Genomic DNA, 20,548 nt, shown 5'->3' with positions numbered 1-20,548 from the left:
AGGGCTTGGCGCGCCGCCGGCCATGCCGGTCAGAGAAGGGGCTGTTCGGTCCAGATGACCTTGCCGCTAGGGGTGTAGCGGGTCCCCCAGCGCTCGGTGAGCTGGGCGACGAGGAAGAGTCCGCGTCCGCCCTCGTCCTCGTTCCTGGCGCGGCGCAGCCGGGGCGAGGTGCTGCTGCCGTCGCAGACCTCGCAGATCAGCGCGCGGTCGCGGATCAGCCGCAGCTGGACCGGCCCGGTCGCGTGGCGTATGGCGTTGGTGACCAGCTCGCTGGCGATGAGTTCTGTGGTGAAGGCCAGCTCGTCAAGGCTCCAGGCGGCAAGCTGGCCGGTGACCATCGCACGGGCCCGGGAGACGACCGCCGGGTCGCTCGGCAGGTCCCACTGCGCGACCCGCTCGGGTCCGAGCACGTGGGTACGGGCGACGAGCAGGGCCACGTCGTCACTCGGCCTGGCCGGCAGCAGTGCGTCCAGGACCGCCTCGCAGGTGTCCTCCGGCGTCCGGTCGGCACAGGTCAGGACAGTGCGGAGCCGGTCCAGGCCGGAGTCGATGTCCCGGTGCCGGTCCTCGATCAGACCGTCGGTGTACAGCACCAGCTGGCTGCCTTCGGCCAGATCCAGCTCGACGGTCTCGAAGGGCATCCCACCGAGTCCGAGCGGCGGCCCGGACGGCAGATCGACGAAGCTCGCCGTGCCGTCGGGCCGGACGACTGCGGGGAGCAGGTGCCCGGCGCGGGTGAGGCTGCAGCTGCACGCCACCGGGTCGTAGACGGCGTACAGACAGGTGGCTCCGACGATCCCGGAGTCCGGGGGTGTGTTCTCCGCCTCCCAGCCCTCTTCCCGGTCGAGCCTCCCGACCAGGTCGTCGAGGTGGGTGAGGAGGTCGTCGGGCGGCAGGTCGAGGGAGCAGAAGTTGTGGACCGCGGTCCGCAGTCGGCCCATCGTGGCGGCGGCGTGCAGGCCGTGACCGACCACGTCGCCGACGACCAGCGCCACGCGGGCGCCGGAGAGCGGGATCACGTCGAACCAGTCCCCGCCCACGCCGGCCTGCGCGGGGAGATAACGGTAGGCGACCTCGACGGCGCTCTGTTCGGACCGGCCCCGTGGCAGCAGGCTGCGCTGCAGGGTGAGGGCGGTGTTGTGCTCGCGGGTGTAGAGCCGCGCGTTGTCGATGCAGACGGCCGCACGGGCCGCCAGCTCCTGGGCCAGCGACAAGTCGTCGTCCTCGAAGGGAGCGGGCTTCTCGGAGCGGTAGAAGCTCACCACGCCGAGGGTCACGCCACGGGCCCGCAGCGGCACTGTGATCAGGGAGTGGACGCCGGCCGCGAGCACCCGTCCGAGGCGCTCCGGGTCCTGGGCGATCCAGCCGTCGGCCCGGGGCAGCACGGGTTCCAGCACGGACTGCCGGCTCTCCAGGCTGCGGGCCTGCGGCGTGGACGGAACGTAGCGGACCGGTTCGCCGACGCCGTACAGATGCGACTCCTCGTGAATGGCGCCCAGCGCGATCCTGCGCAGCGAGGTGTCCGCGCCGAGCGGCCCCGGCTCGTCGCCGCGCAGCACGGCGTCGGCCAGGTCCACGGCGGTGAAGTCGGCGAACCGGGGGACGGCCACCTCCGCCAGCTGCTCCGCCGTGCGGGTGACGTTCAGCGTCGTGCCGATCCGGACGCCGGCCTCGTGCAGCAGCTCAAGGCGCCTACGGGCCAGCACGGCCAGCCGGCCGACGCCCGGCTCGCCGAGGAGCAGCAGCCGACCGGACGCGCCGTCGTCCGTGGCCGGTACCGGGCGTGCGGTGGGTGAGGGCGGCGGTGCGGGGGTGACGGTGGCAGTGGGCACGGTCACCGGCGCCGGCAGGGCCGGCTGCACGGGCACGACGGGACGCAGCTGTGGACCGCCGAGGACGCGCGCTTCGACGACCACGCCTGTCTCGCCCGCCGCGACCTTGACCTGGCGACGGAGCAGTATGGCGGTCCGGCTGCCGGGGAGGGTCACCTCGTCGAGGGTGCGCTGCGAGGAGGCGATGAGTTCCTCGGCCTTCTCCCGCAGCACGGCGAGGTCGATCCGGTCGAGCTCGCCGCCGTCGTGGCCCGTCCCCCGGCCACCCGGCGGTGCGAACTCGGGCTGCCTCGGCCAGTCGCCCGTGTCGGGGCCGGCCCGCCGGTAGGCCGCGAGGAGCGCCCGTTCGCGTTCGGTGGCCTGCTCCAGCAGCCGCGCCTCGATGTCTTGGGCGGCTTCGCGGACCAGCCGCAGCATCGCGGGGTCGCCGTTGTCGCGCAGGCAGGTGAGATCGAGGATGGCCTCGATGCGCCCGCTGAGGGGGTCACGGACTGGCGCTCCCGCGCAGGCGAACGGCTGCAGACAGTCCGCGAAGTGTTCACGGCCGATGACGTAGACGGGTTTGCGCTCGGCCAGGGCGGTGCCGACGCCGTTGGTGCCGACGACCAGTTCGGAGGCGTCGAACCCAGGGGCGAACCGCACCGCGTCGAGGCGGTCGCGCAGCTGCGGGTCGCCGCCGAGCCGCTGGACCATGCGGCCCTGTCCGTCGCACAGCGCGACCGTCATGCCCACGTCGGCCAGAGACTCGGTCAGGTTCTTGAGGACGGGGTCGGCCGCCAGCAGGAACCGTTTGTCCAGGGCCAGGTCCGGCGCATAGGGGACCCGCAGCCGGTCCGGGGCGAGCCCCGCGTACCGACACCGCTTCCAGGAGTCGAGCACCGAGTCCCGGACATCCGTGCCGACACGCGCGCCGGCAAGAAACCGCTCGTGGGCATCGACGAGCCCGCCGATGTCGTCCCAGGCGACGGACAACGGGATCACTTCCCTCACCCGGAGGCGGCCCGGTCGCGCGCCGCCACTCGGCTCGCCGCCCGGCGGGATCTCCAGGCCCATTCACCCTAGACCTTTTGTGAGCCATGTCACAACATCGGAGAAAGATCGGACCATGGCCCGGCCTGCGTCCCCCGATGTCAGACGGACGCGGTCTGCACCCGGCGCCCCCACCACCCTGCGTGCGGTGTTCCTCCGTACCGGTAGCACGGTGACGAGCGTGCCCAGCAGGGACGCGCAACCGCAGATCACCACGGGCGACCGCGCGGCACCTGTCGCCGTCGGCGTCCACGGCTGCCTTCCCGCCCTTCGTTCACGCCGCCGGCGCGGCAGCGCCGTCGATCTGGGGCAGGGAGCACGCTGCGCATGTGCCCCGTGACCCGTCAGTCGCGTTCGAGGTGAGTGATGAGCAATCTCGAAGAACATGTGGACATGGGTGTCCCACTCGATCTCCCCTGGGCGTCTGCACCGCGTGGAGACCTATCCGTGGCACGTCAACGGCGTACGTCAGGTCGTTCGGAGAACGGAACGATCACACCTGGACGTCGACACGGGTGACCGGCCCCGGGAGCTCTACGCCCGGATCACCGGCCGTGCCCAGGTGCTCACCATGGAGTGGCAGACGACCGACGGGCCGTGACGCTTCGTGCCGACCGGCTCCGGCGCAGGGAGGTGCCATGGACAGCAGCCCCCTGTCGTGCTCCCGCCGTCCTCGGACGGCGGGCGGCTCGTGACGGTCCATGGCGAGCACATGGGCACCGCGTACAGCAGCTCGGCGCCCGCGGGCGCAGGCCCTCTGGAATTGGCCGTCTCGATCTGCCGAGACGTTCCCGAGACTGACCCCTCACACGTGCATGGGGTAGGGGCACGTCCCGCCGCTGTCGGACGTGGAAGCGAACTTCCTCTCGCGCCTCGCGCCACGCGCCTCGCGCCTCGCGCGTCGGCACAGTCGGCACCTGCCCGGCCGCCGAACGGCTTCGTGGTGCCACCGCAGCTCGCGGAGGCCGTGGCGGGCGTCGACGGCCCCATGCCGCTGATCGGCGACCACTCGGACAGCGGCTGGACTCTCGCTGTGACCACGCGGTTGCTGCGCCGGGCAGGAGCAAAGGGCGTGTTTCCGCTGGTCCTTGCCGTCCCGTCCTGACCTGCCGGTGCGGACGCGTGGAAGTCAGGAAGTAGGGAAGGATATGAGCCTCATACCCGCCGATTCCCGTCGGTCACGCCAAATTGCTCGTTGCCGCATCCTCACGCGCCAGGAAGAATTGAACTGCTCCCCGCGCAGGCCTGTTCGGCTCTGAGGGCCCTGTTGCGGTGCGCCCTCACCCGACCCTGCCCGCACTGTGGGCGCGTATGCGAAGGGAGGATCGTGACCTTCGGATTCGCTTCGTCCGCAGCCACTTCGCTCACCGCTTCGGCCAACTCGGCCAGCCGCCTTGCCCGCCTGCTGGAGCCCGCCGAGTGGGCGGCAGCAGGAATCCCGCTGCTGCGCAATCCGCGCGAGGTGGTCAGTGGGTTGCACGCCCGGCACCGTCCGGCGCTTGCGACCGCTGTCGTCGCCGTACTCGACCACGAGGAGCGGCTGGCCGCGAGCGCGTCGTTCTCCCGTCGTTCGGTTCCGGTGGACGGCTGGGAGTTCCGCAATGCCCTTCTGGCCCATCTGCGTCGCGTCATCCCGCACGACCTGCGCCGGCGTACCCCGGTGCGCACCGCCGTCCTGCTCTACTGCCGTGAAGGCGACGAGCGCTGGACGGAGGAGGACGGGGCCTGGATGTGGGGGCTGCGCGACGCCTGCACGCTGCACGGGCTGCGCTGCGGCGCCTACATCACGCTGACGCATGGCGGTTGGCAGGTGCTGGGCGAAGGCCGTGGCGGCCGGCAGCCCAACTCGACGTCGGCACCGGGCCGTCTGGCCGACGCCGGCCTGGAGGCCGACCCCGTCCCACTGCGCACGGCCGGCGGGGCGGTGGACGCGCTGCGGCGCACCGCGGCTCGCTGAGGGGTCATCCACCGGCTGCCCGTGGTCGGGGCAGCCGGGTCACGACCGGACCATCGGTCCGCGACTGGTGCGGCTTCAAACACCTGCGCCGAGAGCGCTGTTGATCCGCTTCGGGTCACCGCACACGATCAGGAGTGCGGAGGCCTTGGCCAGGGCGGCCGGCAGCGCGAGGGCGGCGGAGTCGTCACCTCCGTTGACCGCGACCACCACGACGGGGCGGGCGGACGCCCGTTCCACCGACGCCGCGCCCGCATAGAACACGTCGTCACGGGCGTCGTGCTGGGCCCAGTAGGCGGACTCGCCGAAGGACAGCTCGTGAGCCGCCCACGGGTGCAGTTCGCCCGTGGTGAGGACCAGGATGTCGCCCGGCGCGCGGCCGGAGTCGAGCAGCAGGTCGACCGCCTCGCCCGCGGCGTCCAGGGCGCCGTCCATCGGAGCGGGGATGAGCTGGATCTGCGGTCCGGAACGATTCTCCTTCCGGGGCGGCTGGGGCTTCCCCGCAGCCGCCGACGGGCGCTGTGCGGGGGGCGCGGGCCTGGCCGGACCAGGTCCCGGATGGCCGGGACGCGGCGAGGCCGCGGAACGCGGACCGGGTACGGGACGAGGGGTCGGCGCGGTGCGGCCTGCGGCCGGTGTCGCGCGGGGACCCTGGGCGCTCTCGTGAATCTGAGGCTCCTCGGGGATGAGAGGCATGGGTGGATGTCTATCAAATGCCGGTGTCGATGGCATCGGCGGGTGGGCACAAAAGTGCGACCCGGCTGTTGGCAGGACGGGGTCAGAAGTCGAAGCCGAGCTGGCCCCCGTCTTCCAGTGCGGCCGCCTCCGGGGAGAGGCGGACCTTCTTGAGGTGCCGCCACTTGGGCAGCGCGTCCAGGTAGGCCCAGGAGAGCCGGTGGTAGGGGGTGGGCCCCAGTTCCTCCAGAGCCGCCTTGTGCACAGGCGAGGGGTACCCGGCGTTGTCTGCGAAGCCGAATACGGCGAACTCCTGCTGCAACGCGGCCATCATGGCGTCCCTGCGCACCTTGGCTATCACCGACGCGGCGGCCACGGCAACGCAGGACTGATCACCCTTGATCACCGTACGTACCCGCCAGGGCACTCCCAGGTAGTCGTGCTTGCCGTCGAGAATGACTGCCTCAGGACGCACCGGCAGACCGTCCAGAGCCCGTACGGCGGCGAGCCGCAGCGCAGCGGTCATCCCGAGGTCGTCGATCTCCTCGGGCGAGGCATGACCGAGAGCGTGTGCCGTGACCCAGGACTCCAACTCCCCCGCCAGCTCCGTGCGGCGCTTCGGGGCGATCAGCTTGGAGTCGGTGAGCCCGGCAGGCGGTCTGCGCAGTCCGGTGATTGCCGCGCAGACGGTCACCGGCCCGGCCCATGCCCCACGGCCGACCTCGTCGATGCCTGCGACGATCTTGGCGCCTGTGGTCGCCCGGATCGAGCGCTCGACTGCGTGAGTAGGTGGTTCGTACGGCATGGCGCCAGCAAGAGTACGCCGCTCGAGGGGGGGCTGCGACACCCGGATTCCCTTCGGGCCCTCCACAGCGTCCGTCAGCCGCTGCCCGGCCGCAGCAGCGGCACCATGACCTGGTCGATCATCTCGGCGATGTCCTTGTCCGGCCATTCGCTCCCGCACACTTTCGAGCGATACATCAGCAAGCCGGGGATGACGTCGAACACCAGGTCACACGTGGCGTCGGCCCGCACGTCGCCACGGGCGACCCCGCGGCGAACCACCTCTCGGAAGAGCCGGTTGGAGGGTTCGACGACCCGGTTCACGATCACGCCGTGAAAGCGCTCGGCGGAGGCGGTGTCGCATTCGTGAAGCACTGATCGCAGCGCGAGACCCGAGCGGGAGAACATGGCGTCCCGCACTCTGCGACAGAGCTGGTAGAGGTCCTCGCGGATGCCGCCGTGATCGGCGGCCTCGTCCAGCGTCGGCAGTCCCGCTTCCAGCGCGTCCGCGACGAGATCCTCCTTCGACGGCCAGCGGCGGTAGACCGCCGCCTTGCCGGTCTGGGCGCCTGCGGCGACGCCTTCCATCGTGAGCCCGCCCCAGCCGACCGTGCTGAGCTGCTCCAGCGCGGCTTCCAGGATCGCTCGTTCCAGTACGAGCCCTCGCCGGCGCAGCGGAACCGGCGGGGCCTGCACACCGGGGGACCAGCGCGAAGTGGCCATGGTGTTCTCTCCGTTGGGGACTGGAGGTCTAGTGAACGCTTGCGTTCACTGACGGGGATTCTCTACGGTTGACGGCAAAGTGAACGGCATCGTTCACTAACTCACGGGTGGGGAAATCGAAGTGACAACCTCTCAGTTAACAGCTCCCGACAAACCGGGGGCCGCCCGGCGACAGGGCCGCCCAGGCATCGCACTCGCGGTGATCGCAGCTCTCCAGCTCATGGTGGTCCTCGACACCACGATTGTGAACATCGCGCTCCCACACATCCAAGGAGCGCTCGAGTTCACCACGACCCAGCTCTCATGGGTGGTTAACGCCTACACGCTCACCTTCGGCGGCCTGCTCCTGCTGGGCGGCAGGGCCGGGGACATCCTCGGACGGCGCCGCGTCTTCGTCTCCGGCGTACTGCTGTTCACCGTCGCCTCGCTGCTGTGCGGAATCGCCCAGGAGCCGTGGCAGATGCTGGCCGCGCGGGCCCTGCAGGGTGTGGGTGGCGCCATCGCCTCCCCGACCGCGCTCGCCCTCATCACCACGACCTTCCGGGAAGGCCCGGAGCGCAACCGGGCCTTCGGCATCTTCGCGGCCGTGTCGGCCAGCGGCGCCGCCATCGGCCTGCTGGCCGGCGGCATGCTCACCGAGTGGCTCGACTGGCGCTGGGTGTTCTACGTGAACCTGCCCATCGGCATCCTGATCGCGGTCCTCGCTCCCGTCTTCATCAACGAGTCCGAGCGCCATTCCGGACGGTTCGACGTCTCCGGCGCGCTCACCTCGACGGTGGGCATGGCCTCCCTGGTCTACGGGTTCATCCGGGCGTCCGAGGACGGCTGGCGCGATGGACTGACCCTGGGGGCGTTCGGCGTGGCCGCCGTCCTGCTCACCGCGTTCGTCCTGATCGAGCGCGGCGCCCGGGAGCCGATCACGCCCCTGCGGATGTTCGCCGACCGCAACCGCTCGGGCACCTACCTGATCATGATGAGCCTCTCGGCCGCCATGTTCGGCATGTTCTTCTTCATCGTGCTCTTCGTCCAGAACGTGCTGGGCTACAGCCCCATCACCTCCGGACTGGCCTTCCTGCCGGTCACGGTGATGATCGTGACTGCCGCAGGCATCTCCTCGAAGCTGCTGCCCGTCCTCGGCCCCAAGCCCTTCCTGGTCGCGGGCGCCGTGCTCACCGGCGGCGGCATGGCGTGGTTGACGGCGATCGGCCCGGACAGCTCCTACCTCGGCGGAGTCCTGGGTCCGATGCTGCTGTTCGGCTTCGGCATGGGACTCGTCTTCGTGACCGCGACGCTGACGGCCGTATCGGGTGTGGCGCAGCACGAGTCGGGCGCAGCCTCCAGTCTGCTCAACGCGACGCAGATGGTCGGCGGTTCCCTCGGGCTGTCGATTCTCATGACCGTCTTCGGGTCCGCGGGCCGGGCAGAGGCCGAGCGGCAGCTGCCCTCGTTCCTCGCCGAGTCGACTCCCGCCCAGAAGGAGGCGTTCGCCACGACGCACGAGCTTCCGCCGCCGTGGGGGCACCAGGTGCTCGCCGAAGGGATCTCCACCGCCTTCTGGGCCGGTGTGGGCCTGGTCGGGCTCGCGGTACTGGCCGCAGTCCTCGTCATCCGGGTCCGCAAGAGCGACCTCGAGGCGCTGAGCGGCGCGGCCGGCCCGGGAGCACACGCGGGCTAGAGGTGTCCGGCGGACCGAGCTGGGCCCTCCTCAGCAACGCCACCGGAGCAAGCGCTGGTCATCGGCTACGGGCCGGCCGGGGAGCCCGTAGCCACCGCTCGGCCGAGGGCGTCGCCATCAGCGCCCCGGCCGTCGCACGCCGCGACCGGATCCGGTCAGCCGGGCCCTTCGGGAAGCCAGTCCGGCAGGGCCTCGGTCCGCTCCAGCCAGTGCGCGGGTGGCTGGCCCGCCTTGCCCGCCGCGACCACTCCGCAGGCGATCGCGCAGGTGGTGTCGACGTCTCCGCCGACCTGGGCGGTCGTCCAGAAGGTCCGCTCGAAGTCCCCGAGGGACCTGGCGGCGGACCACAGCGCGAAGGGGACGGTGTCGTGGGCGCTGGTACGCCGACCGCTGCCGAGGACGGCCGCCACCGTGCCGGCGTCGTCGTAGTCGAGCATGTCCCGGGCCCGCCGCAGCCCGGCGCCGACCGCGCTCCGGGGAACCAGGGCGATCACCCCGTCCAGCAGTTCCTCCGGCCCCGGCGACCCTGCCGGGTTCGCAACCAGGGCAGCCGCCGCGGCCACGGCCATGGCACCGACGACCGCCTCGCGGTGCTGGTGGGTCGTGTAGGAGGAGATCTCGGCCTGGTGGGTCGCCTGCTCGGGGTCGTCCGCGTACCAGGCTCCGAGCGGCGCGATCCTCATCGCCGAACCGTTGCCCCATGAGCCCTGCCCCTTGAAGAGAGCGGCGGCGAGCTCCCGCCAGTCGCCTCCCTCCCTGATCAGCCTGAGCATGCGGTTGACGGCGGGGCCATAACCGCGGTCGAAGTCGTGGTGCTCCGCGAACGAGCGGGCCAGCGCGTCCTGGTCCACACGATGGTGCTCCACCAGCACCGCCAGCACGGAGCAGGCCATCTCGGTGTCGTCGGTCCACTGCCAGTCGGGCGGCGGCAGCTCGCGCTGCATCAGCAGGGGGTAGTTCGAAGGTACGAAGAACTGGGAGCCCAGGGCGTCTCCCACGGACAGTCCGCGCAGGCTGTCCAGGGCGCGTGCGAAGCGCCGGTCGCGAGAGGAATCAGCGGTCATCTTCCTGCCACTCTATCCGGTGCCGCCGTACGGCTCGGGGGTTCGCCAGCGCTCGAACGGCCGGTCCAGGGCATAGCGCCCGTCCTCGCGCAGCTGCAGTATTCGCATCTCCCCGTTGCCCGGGTTGGACAGCGACTCGAATTCCGCGACCGACCAGTGGAACCAGCGCATGCAGAACAGCCGCATGGTCAGTCCGTGGGTGACCAGCAGGACGTTGGGCGGATGATCGGGTGCTTCAAAGCTGCGGTGCAGGCTCTCCAGGAACGCCCCGACACGGTCGTACACATCCGCCCCGGACTCGCCCTGGGCGAAGCGGTAGAAGAAGTGGCCGTACGCGTCGCGGTACGCCTTCTGCAGCCGGACGTCGTCCCTGTCCTGCCAGTTGCCCCAGTCCTGCTCCCTGAGCCTCGGCTCCTCTCGGACCCGGACCAGCTCCGGATCGAGCCCGAAAGCCCGGAAGGTCTCATGGGTCCGGCGGTAGGGCGAGACGTACACGCTGACACGCTCACGACCGAACAGCTCACGGAGCCGGACCCCGGTCTCCTCTGCCTGCGCCAGCCCCCCGGCCGTCAGATGGAGCGCATGATCGGGCTCGCGCTCATAGACCGTGTCGTCGGCGTTGCCCACCGATTCTCCGTGCCTGACAAGGACGATGCGTCGCGGTCGTGCCATACGTCGACCCTAGGGGGTGTCTCGCCGATCTTGCCGGGCTCCCGACGCCTGGCACCGCGCCTCGCCGCGTTGTCGTCGGTCGCCGACGCTCCGCGTCGCCTCCCTCCTCCGCCTTGCGATCCACGGCACCAGACCCTCCCCCTACGCCCTGCGGGCGTGGGGGGACCCCCACTCCCTCATCCGGCCTGATCGACAAGACACCCCCTAGGCCCGCCCGTCATCGGCCGATGAGCCGCCCCGAGTCCATCCGGCGTATCCGCCCGTCGAAGCGACGCCGCAGCAGCCGGTCGTGGGACACGACGACCAGCGCCCCAGGCCACTGGATCAGCGCCTCCTCCAGCTCTTCGACCAGGCCGAGGGCCAGATGGTTGGCCGGCTCGTCCAGCAGCAGAAGATCCGCGGGACGCGCGAGCAGCCGGGCCAGGGCGAGCCGCCGCCGCTGCCCCGCGGAGAGGGAGCCGACCCGGACATGAAGATCACGGGGGCGGAACAGACCGAACGACAGGAGCAGCTCCGCCTGCTCGTCCTCGGTGGGCAGGGCCAGCCCCCGTGCGAAGGCACGGAGAACCGACTCGCCGGGGCGGCTCACCGGTATCTCCTGAGCGAGGTATCCGATGGCTCCTCTCCGGGTCACCGAGCCGCTGTCAGGTTTCAAGGAACCTGCCATCACCCGCAGAAGTGTCGACTTACCCGCTCCGTTGCCTCCGTGGACGAGGAGTTTCTCCCCGGCCCCCACCGTCAAGCCGTCGACAACGAGGCGGTCCGCGACACGCACGTCCGTCAACGTGACCACGTCGCCCTCCACGGCTCCCGCCTGCGGACGGGCCGAGAAGCGCAGCGGCTCCGGAGGCTTGGCCACGGGTGCCTCGCGCAGCCGGCGCAGACGCTCCTCCGCGTTGCGGATCCGCCCCGCGACCGACGCCTGGACGCGACCACCGGCCCGGTCGAACGCCATCTTGTTGTTGTCCTTGATGGGCCGGCCCGCCGCGACGCCATGCGCGGTGGTCGCCGCAAACGCCTCCAGCCGCTCCGTCTCCTCGCGCCACTGCTCGTACGCCTGCTCCCAGCGGCGCCGGGCCGCCGACTGCTCGGCGCGGAAGCCTTCGTACCCCCCGCCGTACCGGACGAGGGTGCGTCTGTCGGCATCCACCTCGACCACAGCGGTCGCCACCCTCTCCAGGAACGTGCGGTCGTGCGAAACGGCGATCACGGTCCCCGTATGGGCGGTCAGGGCGCCCTCCAGCCAGTCCAGAGCCGACTCGTCCAGGTGGTTCGTGGGCTCGTCGAGGAACATGACCTCCGGCCCTGCGGCGATCAGGCAGGCAATCCCCAGACGCGCCTGCTCCCCGCCGGACAGAGTGCCCAGCCGCCGGTCACGGCCGATGTGCGCGAGGCCCAGCCCGTGCATCGCCTTGTCGACACGGGCGTCCGCCGCATAACCCCCGCGCAGCTCGAAGGCTGTCAGGACGTCGCCGTACTCGCGCAGAGCCGCGTCACCTCCGGAGCCGAGCGAAGCCTCCAGCTCGCGCAGCCGCCTCTCCATGGCGCGCACCTCTGCCAGTGCGGCGTCGATCGCGTCCTCGACACTGCGCTCGGGAGGTAACTGGGGCGTCTGGGCCAGCAGTCCCGCACCACGCTCGGCGATGACGACCGCCTCACCGGCGTCCGGCGGTTCGGCACCGGCGAGCAGACGCAGCAGGGTGGACTTCCCCGCTCCGTTCTCCCCGACCACACCGATGCGCTCACCGGGGCGGACGGTGAGCGAGACGTCGTCCAGCAACAGCCGGTCGCCGCGGGTCGCGGTCACACCATGAAGAGAGATCTGAGTCGGCACGTGCACCCCCGAGAAGAAGCGGCAGGAAGCCGCATCGATTAATGCAACCCTTGTCGCATTACGAAGAGTGTGCCACGATGGAAACTCTTAACGCAACAGGAGTCGCAATTGAATGAGAAGACGCCGGCCCCGGGCACCCAGCGCCCCGGCGGACGTACCGCCCGCACGCGAGCGGCCGTTCGGGACGCCGTCCTCACCGGCCTCGGCGAGCACGGCTACCCCGGCCTCACGGTCGAATACGTCGCCGAGCAGTCGGGCGTGCACAAGACGACGCTCTATCGCCGGTGGGGAGGCGTCGAAGGACTGGTGGCCGATGCGCTCGACCTCGCCGGCGAGGACAGCTGGACCCCACCGGACACGGGCAGCCTGGAGGGAGATCTTCATGCGCTGGCGCGGGAGGTGGCGGACTCCTTCGACGACCCGGAAGCGGCGGCAGCCCCCGCCGCGTTCATCGCCGCGGCCTTCCAGTCACGCCGTGCGGCCGACGCGCTGCGCGCTTTCTACGCGGAGCGATTCAGACGGTCGGCGACCGTGGTCGAGAGAGCGGTCGCCCGGGGTGAAGCGCCCACCGACACCGACGCGGGCGAGGTCGTGCGAGCCGTATCCGCACCCTTGTTCTTCCGGCTCTTCATCACCCGAGAGCCGGCCGACCGGGCTCTCGCCGACCGGTCGGCCGCAGCGGCGATCGCGGCGCTGCGTGCCGGCGTCTTCTCGGCACACCGGCCGGAAGGTGCACCCGCCCCCGCAACGCCCGACGCATCAGCCGAGGCAGCGACCGACGCAGGGCCGCGAGCGCGGGCGTGATCAGCGGCGTAAGCAGCGAAGTGAGCAGAGGCGTGAGCACGGGGCGCGATCAGACGGTCCAGGACGGCTCCAGCTCCACGACGTCACCGGCCAGTGCGGAGACGTCGGCCTCGGTCTGTGCGCGCAGGAGCAGCCGCTCGATGCGCTCCCTCCGGTACTTGCCGTGCTCCGCCGCGGACAACCACATGGACATCACGAGGAATTCGTTTTCCGGCGCCTCGCCGAGCATGCCGCGCACCATCCCCGGCGACCCCGCCATAGCGGGATTCCACACCTTCTCCTGCATGAGCGAGAAGTGCTCGACCCGGTCCTCGCGGACACGGCAGTGCGCCACCCGCACCACATCCGCGTCCGTGAAGCGCGGCTCGAACCCTGTCTTCACGTCGAAGCGGTAATCGAAGAGCGTGGCCTGAATGTCCTTGTACGTGCCCGACTGACCCGCCGCCAGCCGGTCGTGGGACCGCGCCATGAAGGAGTCGTAGAAGGGGCGGCTCTCCCAGAAGGCGAACACATGGGCAACGTTGGGCCGTATCCGGCTCCAACCGCCGCCCTGCCCCCGGAATCCCGGCTCACCCAGCAGCCCCGCCCACTTCCGCTGCCCCCGCTCGAACCCTCGACGGTCCACCACGGTGCAACGAATCCACTTGACCAGCACCGCGCCATCGTACGGCCCGGACCACGAGGCCGTTCCCTGTCGACAGGAGTGCATCCACCCGTGCGACAGTGCGCTGGCCGTGCACCGACGGCGCCCCTGCCATGCACCCGTAACCGCATATTCCGTCCCGCGCCCCCGCACCGCCCCGGCACAATGATCAGCATGACGGCGCTGCACACCAACCCGCTCTTTGCCCGCCTCGAATCAGCCGAACGCGTTCTGGTCGCGGGAGCCGGCGGTGGTTTCGACGTGTACGCCGGGCTGCCGATCGCGCTGTCCCTCATCCACCAGGGCAAGACGGTCCATCTGGCCAACCTCACGTTCAGCGCCGTGGAAGGCTCCCCTCGGACGCCCGGCTCGCCCCCGACGTCGCCGTGATCACCCCGGATTCCGCGCCCCACCAGACGTACTTCCCCGAGCGGACCCTGGCCCAGTGGCTGGCGCTGCACGGGTACCCGAGCATGGTGCACGCGTTCGCCCGCGTCGGCGTACAGCCGCTGCGCGCCGCGTACCGGGCGTTGATCGAACGGCACGAGATCGACGCGGTGGTCCTCGTCGACGGCGGCACCGACATCCTGATGCGTGGCGACGAGTCCGGCCTGGGGACGCCGGAGGAGGACCTGACCAGCGTGGCGGCCCTGGCCCGTATCGATGTCCCCGAGCGCCTCGTCGTCTCCGTGGGCTTCGGGGTCGACGCGTACCACGGTGTGAGCCACGGCCTTGTCCTGGAGAACATAGCGGCGCTGGAGACCGACGGCGCCTACCTCGGCGCGTTCTCCGTACCACGGGCAACCCGGGAGGGCGCGCTGTTCCTCGACGCCGTGAGCCATGCCCAGGAGCACACGCCCGACCATCCGAGCATCGTGAACGGGTCCATAGCCGCCGCCGTCCGGGGCTCCTTCGGAGATGTCCGGTTCACCTCGCGCACCCGAGGCAGCGAGCTGTTCATCAATCCTCTGATGTCCCTCTGCTTCGCCTTCGAACTGGAGGGGCTGGCACGCCGCTGCCTGTACCTGGACCGGATCGAGAACACGCATCTGATCCGTCAGGTCAGCAGCGCCATCGCCGAGTTCCGGGATGAGGTCGTGCGGCAGCGGCCGCCTCGCCGCATCCCCCACTGAGGGACTACGGTCAACGTCCGTAAGAACGACGGAAGTTACGGGGAGGGAGATCCGGTGAGCAACCTCAGCAAGGGGGTCCGGAAGGCCGAGGTGGCACTCAAGTGGGATCCGAGTCCGCTGGGCGACCCGCCCCATGATCTCGATCTGGTGGCCGCGACCTACCGGACGGACGCCAAGAACGAACCGGCGTACGTCGTCCACTTCGACAGCAGGTCACCGGACGGGACGATCACCCTGACGAGGGAGAGCAGGACGGGCCAGGGGTTCGGCGCCGACGAGGTCATGACGCTGGAGTTCGACCGGCTCGCGGCGGGGTACGAGCGTGTTGTCGTGGGCGTCGTCATTCAGCAGCGGACGGGCCGGAGGGTGTTCGGTGATGTCGCGAACACCCTCGTGAAGGTCCTGGAAGGGTACGACGAGCTGGCGACGTGCGACTTCGCCGCGGTCTCACAGTCCACGGCGGCCGTCGTCTGCGAGTTCAGGCGCGATACGGCGGGAAACTGGCAGTTCCACGAATCGGTGCGCGGATTCGACACGGACCCGCAGTCCTTCATCGGCCTGATGAGCGGCTGACCGCCGCGCCCTGCCTGCCCGATACCGGGCAGGCATGGGGCGGCGGATCGGACACCACCCAGGCGTCACAGACGCCGAGGGCGGTGGCGCCGGGAAACCGGCTCCACCGCCCTGGCGAGGAGGTTCACGCCCGCGTGGGGCGCGGAATCAGCTGCAGCCGCTGGTCGAGCCGCAGCCCTCGCAGATGTAGCAGGAACCGGCGCGCTGCATCTTCGTTCCGCACGAGAAGCAGAGCGGTGCGTCGGCGCTGATGCCGAGCTGCATCTCGACCAGTTCGGCCGAGGTGTGTGCCTGCTTCGGAGCCGGAACCTCCGCCTTCGGGGCGGCAACGGCCTTCAGCTCCTGCTGACGCGGAGCGGACTGCGCCAGACCCTCGACATCGACCTCGTCGTCGGCCGGCTCGTAGGAGCCGGTCTCCAGGTGACGCTGACGCTCCTCCGCCGAGTGGATGCCGAGCGCCGAGCGCGTCTCGAAGGGCAGGAAGTCCAGCGCCAGGCGGCGGAAGATGTAGTCGACGATCGACTGCGCCATGCGCACGTCCGGGTCGTCCGTCATGCCGGCCGGCTCGAAGCGCATGTTGGTGAACTTCGAGACGTACGTCTCCAGCGGAACGCCGTACTGCAGGCCCACCGAGACGGCGATCGAGAAGGCGTCCATCATGCCCGCGAGGGTGGAGCCCTGCTTCGACATCTTCAGGAAGACCTCGCCGAGACCGTCGTCCGGGTAGGAGTTGGCGGTCATGTAGCCCTCGGCGCCGCCGACGGTGAACGAGGTCGTGATGCCCGGGCGGCCCTTGGGCAGGCGCTTGCGGACGGGACGGTACTCGACGACCTTCTCGACCGCGGACCGGATCGTCTCCTCGGCCTTCTCGGTGATCTCGGTCTTCTCCTTCTCCTTCTTCTTGGCGGAGAGGGGCTGGCCGACCTTGCAGTTGTCGCGGTAGATCGCGAGCGCCTTGACGCCCATCTTCCACGCCTCGAAGTAGACCTCTTCGACGTCCTCGACGGTCGCCGTCTCCGGCAGGTTGACCGTCTTGGAGAGCGCGCCCGAGATCCACGGCTGGATGGCCGCCATCATGCGGACGTGGCCCATCGCGGAGATGGAGCGCTCGCCCATCGCGCAGTCGAAGACCTCGTAGTGCTCGGGCTTCAGACCGGGCGCGTCGATCACGTTGCCGTGGTCGGCGATGTGGGCGACGATCGCCTCGATCTGCTCGGGCTGGTAGCCGAGGCGGCGCAGCGCCTGCGGCACGGTGCCGTTGACGATCTGCATCGAGCCGCCGCCGACGAGCTTCTTGAACTTGACCAGCGCCAGGTCCGGCTCGAGGCCCGTGGTGTCGCAGGACATCGCGAGACCGATGGTGCCGGTCGGGGCGATGACGGACGCCTGGGAGTTGCGGAACCCGTTCTTCTCGCCGAGACGGATCACGTCCTGCCAGGCCTCGGTGGCCGCGGCCCAGATCGGGGTGTCCAGGTCGTCCATGCGGACGGCCTTGGCGTTGGCGTCGGCGTGCTGCTTCATGACGCGCTTGTGCGGCTCGGCGTTGCGGGCGTAGCCGTCGTACGGGCCGACGACCGCGGCGAGTTCGGCGGAGCGCTTGTAGGACGTGCCGGTCATCAGGGAGGTGATGGCGCCGGCGAGGGCGCGACCGCCGTCGGAGTCGTACGCGTGGCCGGTCGCCATGAGCAGGGCGCCCAGATTGGCGTAGCCGATGCCGAGCTGGCGGAAGGCGCGGGTGTTCTCGCCGATTTTCTGCGTCGGGAAGTCCGCGAAGCAGATCGAGATGTCCATCGCGGTGATGACCAGCTCGACGACCTTGGCGAAGCGCTCGACGTCGAAGGACTGGCGGCCCTCGCCGTTGTCCTTGAGGAACTTCATGAGGTTCAGCGAGGCGAGGTTGCACGAGGTGTTGTCCAGGTGCATGTACTCGCTGCACGGGTTGGAGCCGTTGATGCGGCCGGACTCGGGGCAGGTGTGCCAGTGGTTGATCGTGTCGTCGTACTGGATGCCCGGGTCGGCGCAGGCCCACGCGGCCTCGGCCATCTTGCGGAAGAGCGCCTTGGCGTCGACCTCCTCGATGACCTCACCGGTCATCCGGGCACGCAGGCCGAACTTCCCGCCCGACTCGACGGCCTTCATGAACTCGTCGTTCACGCGCACAGAGTTGTTGGCGTTCTGGTACTGGACGGACGTGATGTCGTCGCCGCCCAGGTCCATGTCGAAGCCCGCGTCGCGCAGCGCGCGGATCTTCTCCTCTTCCTTGACCTTGGTCTCGATGAAGTTCTCGATGTCGGGGTGGTCGACGTCGAGGATGACCATCTTGGCCGCGCGACGGGTGGCACCGCCGGACTTGATCGTTCCTGCAGAGGCGTCGGCGCCGCGCATGAAGGAGACCGGGCCGGAGGCGTTGCCGCCCGAGGACAGCAGCTCCTTGGAGGAGCGGATGCGGGAGAGGTTCAGGCCGGCGCCGGAGCCGCCCTTGAAGATCATGCCCTCTTCCTTGTACCAGTCGAGGATCGACTCCATGGAGTCGTCGACGGACAGGATGAAGCAGGCGGAGACCTGCTGCGGCTGGGGCGTGCCGACGTTGAACCAGACCGGCGAGTTGAAGCTGAAGATCTGGTGCAGGAGGGCGTACGCGAGCTCGTGCTCGAAGATCTCGGCGTCGGCGGGCGAGGCGAAGTAGCTGTAGTCCTCGCCGGCCTTGCGGTACGTCTTCACGATCCGGTCGATCAGCTGCTTGAGACCGGTCTCCCGCTGCGGGGTACCGACCGCCCCGCGGAAGTACTTGCTGGTGACGATGTTGACCGCGTTCACCGACCAGAAGTCGGGGAACTCGACGCCACGCTGCTCGAAGTTCACCGAGCCGTCACGCCAGTTGGTCATGACGACGTCACGGCGCTCCCAGACCACCTCGTCGTACGGGTGCACGCCGGGGGTGGTGTGGATCCGCTCGATACGCAGGCCCTTGCTCGCCTTGGCTCCCTTGGTGCGGGACCCTCGTGCCGGGCCGCTCGTCGTCTCGGTCATGCCGCCTCCCATATACGGGCAAAAACGCCCTGAAGTGCCCAGATCTTCCCGTGGCACTGCTTGTGTCTGGTGCCTCGGAGCGCCGCGCAGCGCCCCGTGACAGGTCATGTGCCGCCTGAGGCGGATGGAGAGCCCGTGACACACGGCTCCGCCCGCCGGCGGGTGCCGCTCAGTCGGCGGCGGTGGCGGGGACGGGGACCTCGACAGCCCCGCCGCTCCGCTTCTTTGCGGGTGGCCGCTCGTCGCGCAGTTCCGCGATGGCGGCCTCGAAGTCCTCGAGTGAGTCGAACGCCCGATAGACGGACGCGAACCGCAGGTACGCGACGAGGTCGAGTTCCTGCAGGGGGCCGAGTATGGCCAGACCCACGTCATGGGTGGTCAGCTCGGCGCTACCGGTGGCGCGCACCGCTTCCTCGACCCGCTGGCCGAGCTGAGCGAGGGCGTCCTCCGTGACCGGCCGCCCCTGGCATGCCTTGCGCACGCCGGAGATGACCTTGGTACGGCTGAAGGGTTCCGTGACACCGCTGCGCTTGATCACCATCAGCGACGCGGTCTCCACCGTCGTGAAGCGGCGGGAGCAGTCGGGGCACTGCCGGCGTCGTCGGATCGACGTTCCGTCGTCGGTGGTCCGACTGTCGACGACGCGGCTGTCAGGGTGCCTGCAGAAGGGACAGTGCATGGCTCCCAACCCCTCCTTCACAGCACGACCGAATAGCCTCAACTGGCTCGCTGAGCCCCCCGAAGCAGCCCCAAGCATAGGCGATGCCCTGAGCTTCGACGGACCAGGGACCACAACTTCTGGGTGGCGGTCACAATCCAACCACTAGATCTGGGGTCGGGCCGCTTTTCAGGGCCGTAGCGCGTGTCGCGCGACGCCGCCGAGGAGGTTGCCGCGCACGGGCCGTACGACGGCCGTCCACGGAGCGCACACGAGCCACACGCGGGCAATCCACGGGCCACACGCGCGCGGTCCACGATGCGCACGCGCGCGGTCGTCATGGGCGCGGCTACGGGTGTCGGTCGGCGGTCGATGCCAGACTTGGCGGAGCCCGCCCCTCTCGCCTCCGACGGCGGAGGCTGCCGTAGGACCTCTCATCGGCCGGCATTCCCGGCGTTCGCACATACACCCAGCTGAGCGGCCACGTCAGGCAATCCGCGATTTTTCACTCGAACGTGTGTTTGGCGCAACCTTTCGAAACCTACTACCGTTGTCCAGCTAGGGAGACCATTCGAGAGGGGCCGACGTGACCACCACCGCTGACAGTGCCGCCATCACTGCCCAGGACCGCTCCCAGAACCGATTCGAGCCGGTGCATGCCATGAATGACGCAGCCACGACCCCGGAGGGGCCCAAGCCCACCCGCTCGCTGCCCGGCCGACCTCCAGGGATCCGGGCGGACAGCTCCGGCCTGACGGACCGGCAGCGGCGTGTCATCGAAGTGATCCGCGACTCCGTGCAGCGCCGGGGTTACCCACCGTCGATGCGTGAGATCGGCCAGGCCGTCGGTCTTTCCAGCACCTCCTCCGTCGCCCACCAGCTGATGGCGCTGGAGCGCAAGGGATTCCTGCGTCGGGACCCGCACCGCCCCCGCGCGTACGAGGTCCGCGGCTCCGACCAGCCCAGCACCCAGCCGACGGACACCTCGGGCAAGCCCGCCGCGTCCTATGTGCCGCTGGTGGGCCGGATCGCCGCCGGTGGCCCCATCCTCGCCGAGGAGTCCGTCGAGGACGTCTTCCCCCTCCCCCGCCAGCTGGTCGGTGACGGCGAGCTGTTCGTGCTCAAGGTCGTCGGTGACTCGATGATCGAGGCCGCCATCTGCGACGGCGACTGGGTGACGGTGCGCCGCCAGCCCGTCGCCGAGAACGGGGACATCGTCGCCGCCATGCTGGACGGCGAAGCCACCGTCAAGCGTTTCAAGCGGGAGAACGGCCATGTCTGGCTGCTCCCCCACAACGCTGCCTACCAGCCCATCCCCGGTGACGAGGCGACCATCCTCGGCAAGGTGGTGGCGGTGCTGCGGCGGGTCTGACGGACTCGCCGGCTCTGACCGGGCCCCGGGACCCACTGCGCCGGTCCCGGGGTCCTGCCGTGTCTCCTCCGGTGCTCTTCTCCGGTGCTCTTCT

17 protein-coding genes and 1 pseudogene are annotated in these 20,548 nt (G+C 70.0%); 8 read left to right on the top strand and 10 right to left on the bottom strand.

All coding sequences use genetic code 11. The annotated features are described in order from the left end of the window. Nucleotides 1–29: 29 nt before the first annotated feature. The gene (locus ACF08N_RS20625; RefSeq protein ID WP_392326077.1) at nt 30–2,813 is read right to left on the bottom strand and encodes a SpoIIE family protein phosphatase; all 2,784 of its coding nucleotides are present in this window, start codon (nt 2,811–2,813) and stop codon (nt 30–32) included. A 433-nt stretch (nt 2,814–3,246) separates the two neighbouring features. Here ACF08N_RS20625 and ACF08N_RS20620 point away from each other — a divergent pair, with 433 nt between their 5' ends. The 3 genes from ACF08N_RS20620 (at nt 3,247) to ACF08N_RS20610 (ending at nt 4,818) form a co-directional block, all read left to right on the top strand. Continuing rightward, on the top strand, nt 3,247–3,462 hold the full coding sequence (locus tag ACF08N_RS20620; protein WP_392326076.1) for a hypothetical protein: 216 nt from the start codon (nt 3,247–3,249) through the stop codon (nt 3,460–3,462). Between the two features lie 342 nt (nt 3,463–3,804). Then, entirely contained in the window at nt 3,805–3,966 is a 162-nt protein-coding gene (locus ACF08N_RS20615) for a hypothetical protein (protein WP_392326075.1), read from the top strand. A gap of 222 nt (nt 3,967–4,188) precedes the next feature. After that, a complete protein-coding gene (locus tag ACF08N_RS20610) occupies nt 4,189–4,818 on the top strand; it encodes a hypothetical protein (RefSeq protein ID WP_392326074.1) in 630 nt (209 codons plus the stop codon). A 75-nt stretch (nt 4,819–4,893) separates the two neighbouring features. Here the strand turns inward: ACF08N_RS20610 and ACF08N_RS20605 are convergent, their stop codons facing one another. The 3 genes from ACF08N_RS20605 to ACF08N_RS20595 all read right to left on the bottom strand — a co-directional run bounded on the left by ACF08N_RS20605 (nt 4,894) and on the right by ACF08N_RS20595 (nt 6,996). After that, nucleotides 4,894–5,511: a hypothetical protein gene (locus ACF08N_RS20605; RefSeq protein WP_392326073.1), complete on the bottom strand. Its 618-nt coding sequence runs from the start codon at nt 5,509–5,511 to the stop codon at nt 4,894–4,896. Between the two features lie 82 nt (nt 5,512–5,593). Further along, complete coding sequence (locus ACF08N_RS20600; RefSeq protein ID WP_392326072.1) at nt 5,594–6,295, bottom strand: ribonuclease HII; 702 nt, start codon at nt 6,293–6,295, stop codon at nt 5,594–5,596. Between the two features lie 74 nt (nt 6,296–6,369). Beyond that, on the bottom strand, nt 6,370–6,996 hold the full coding sequence (locus ACF08N_RS20595; protein ID WP_392326071.1) for a TetR/AcrR family transcriptional regulator: 627 nt from the start codon (nt 6,994–6,996) through the stop codon (nt 6,370–6,372). A gap of 121 nt (nt 6,997–7,117) precedes the next feature. On the opposite strand from ACF08N_RS20595, the gene ACF08N_RS20590 reads away from it, so the two are divergent. Further along, nucleotides 7,118–8,671 (top strand): MFS transporter, encoded by a 1,554-nt coding sequence (locus tag ACF08N_RS20590; protein WP_392326070.1) that lies wholly within the window; start codon nt 7,118–7,120, stop codon nt 8,669–8,671. 155 nt (nt 8,672–8,826) lie between these two features. Here the strand turns inward: ACF08N_RS20590 and ACF08N_RS20585 are convergent, their stop codons facing one another. The 3 genes from ACF08N_RS20585 to abc-f form a co-directional block, all read right to left on the bottom strand. Then, on the bottom strand, nt 8,827–9,735 hold the full coding sequence (locus tag ACF08N_RS20585) for an ADP-ribosylglycohydrolase family protein (protein ID WP_392326069.1): 909 nt from the start codon (nt 9,733–9,735) through the stop codon (nt 8,827–8,829). 12 nt (nt 9,736–9,747) lie between these two features. Next, nucleotides 9,748–10,407: a histidine phosphatase family protein gene (locus ACF08N_RS20580; protein ID WP_392326068.1), complete on the bottom strand. Its 660-nt coding sequence runs from the start codon at nt 10,405–10,407 to the stop codon at nt 9,748–9,750. A 217-nt stretch (nt 10,408–10,624) separates the two neighbouring features. Beyond that, nucleotides 10,625–12,241, bottom strand: a complete 1,617-nt coding sequence (gene abc-f / locus ACF08N_RS20575) for a ribosomal protection-like ABC-F family protein (protein ID WP_392326067.1) — start codon at nt 12,239–12,241, stop codon at nt 10,625–10,627. A 108-nt stretch (nt 12,242–12,349) separates the two neighbouring features. Here abc-f and ACF08N_RS20570 point away from each other — a divergent pair, with 108 nt between their 5' ends. Next, nucleotides 12,350–13,045 (top strand): TetR/AcrR family transcriptional regulator C-terminal ligand-binding domain-containing protein, encoded by a 696-nt coding sequence (locus ACF08N_RS20570; protein WP_392326066.1) that lies wholly within the window; start codon nt 12,350–12,352, stop codon nt 13,043–13,045. A 49-nt stretch (nt 13,046–13,094) separates the two neighbouring features. Here ACF08N_RS20570 and ACF08N_RS20565 read toward each other — a convergent pair whose 3' ends face one another. After that, nucleotides 13,095–13,700, bottom strand: a complete 606-nt coding sequence (locus ACF08N_RS20565) for a YdbC family protein (RefSeq protein ID WP_392326065.1) — start codon at nt 13,698–13,700, stop codon at nt 13,095–13,097. Nucleotides 13,701–13,862: 162 nt separating this feature from the next. On the opposite strand from ACF08N_RS20565, the pseudogene ACF08N_RS20560 reads away from it, so the two are divergent. Then, nucleotides 13,863–14,821: pseudogene (locus ACF08N_RS20560) on the top strand (DUF1152 domain-containing protein). Nucleotides 14,822–14,875: 54 nt separating this feature from the next. Beyond that, a complete protein-coding gene (locus ACF08N_RS20555) occupies nt 14,876–15,394 on the top strand; it encodes a TerD family protein (protein WP_392326064.1) in 519 nt (172 codons plus the stop codon). Between the two features lie 147 nt (nt 15,395–15,541). Here the strand turns inward: ACF08N_RS20555 and ACF08N_RS20550 are convergent, their stop codons facing one another. Continuing rightward, on the bottom strand, nt 15,542–18,424 hold the full coding sequence (locus ACF08N_RS20550; RefSeq protein ID WP_392326063.1) for a vitamin B12-dependent ribonucleotide reductase: 2,883 nt from the start codon (nt 18,422–18,424) through the stop codon (nt 15,542–15,544). A gap of 169 nt (nt 18,425–18,593) precedes the next feature. Then, nucleotides 18,594–19,103: a transcriptional regulator NrdR gene (gene nrdR, locus ACF08N_RS20545; protein WP_392326062.1), complete on the bottom strand. Its 510-nt coding sequence runs from the start codon at nt 19,101–19,103 to the stop codon at nt 18,594–18,596. A 565-nt stretch (nt 19,104–19,668) separates the two neighbouring features. On the opposite strand from nrdR, the gene lexA reads away from it, so the two are divergent. Continuing rightward, the gene (lexA, locus tag ACF08N_RS20540; protein ID WP_392326061.1) at nt 19,669–20,454 is read left to right on the top strand and encodes a transcriptional repressor LexA; all 786 of its coding nucleotides are present in this window, start codon (nt 19,669–19,671) and stop codon (nt 20,452–20,454) included. The last annotated feature ends 94 nt before the right edge of the window (nt 20,455–20,548 follow it).

The sequence above is a fragment of the Streptomyces sp. NPDC015127 genome, from assembly GCF_043080095.1.
Lineage (GTDB): Bacteria > Actinomycetota > Actinomycetes > Streptomycetales > Streptomycetaceae > Streptomyces.
Note: the sequence above shows the minus strand (reverse complement) of the source record. Positions and strands in the feature narration are given on the sequence as shown.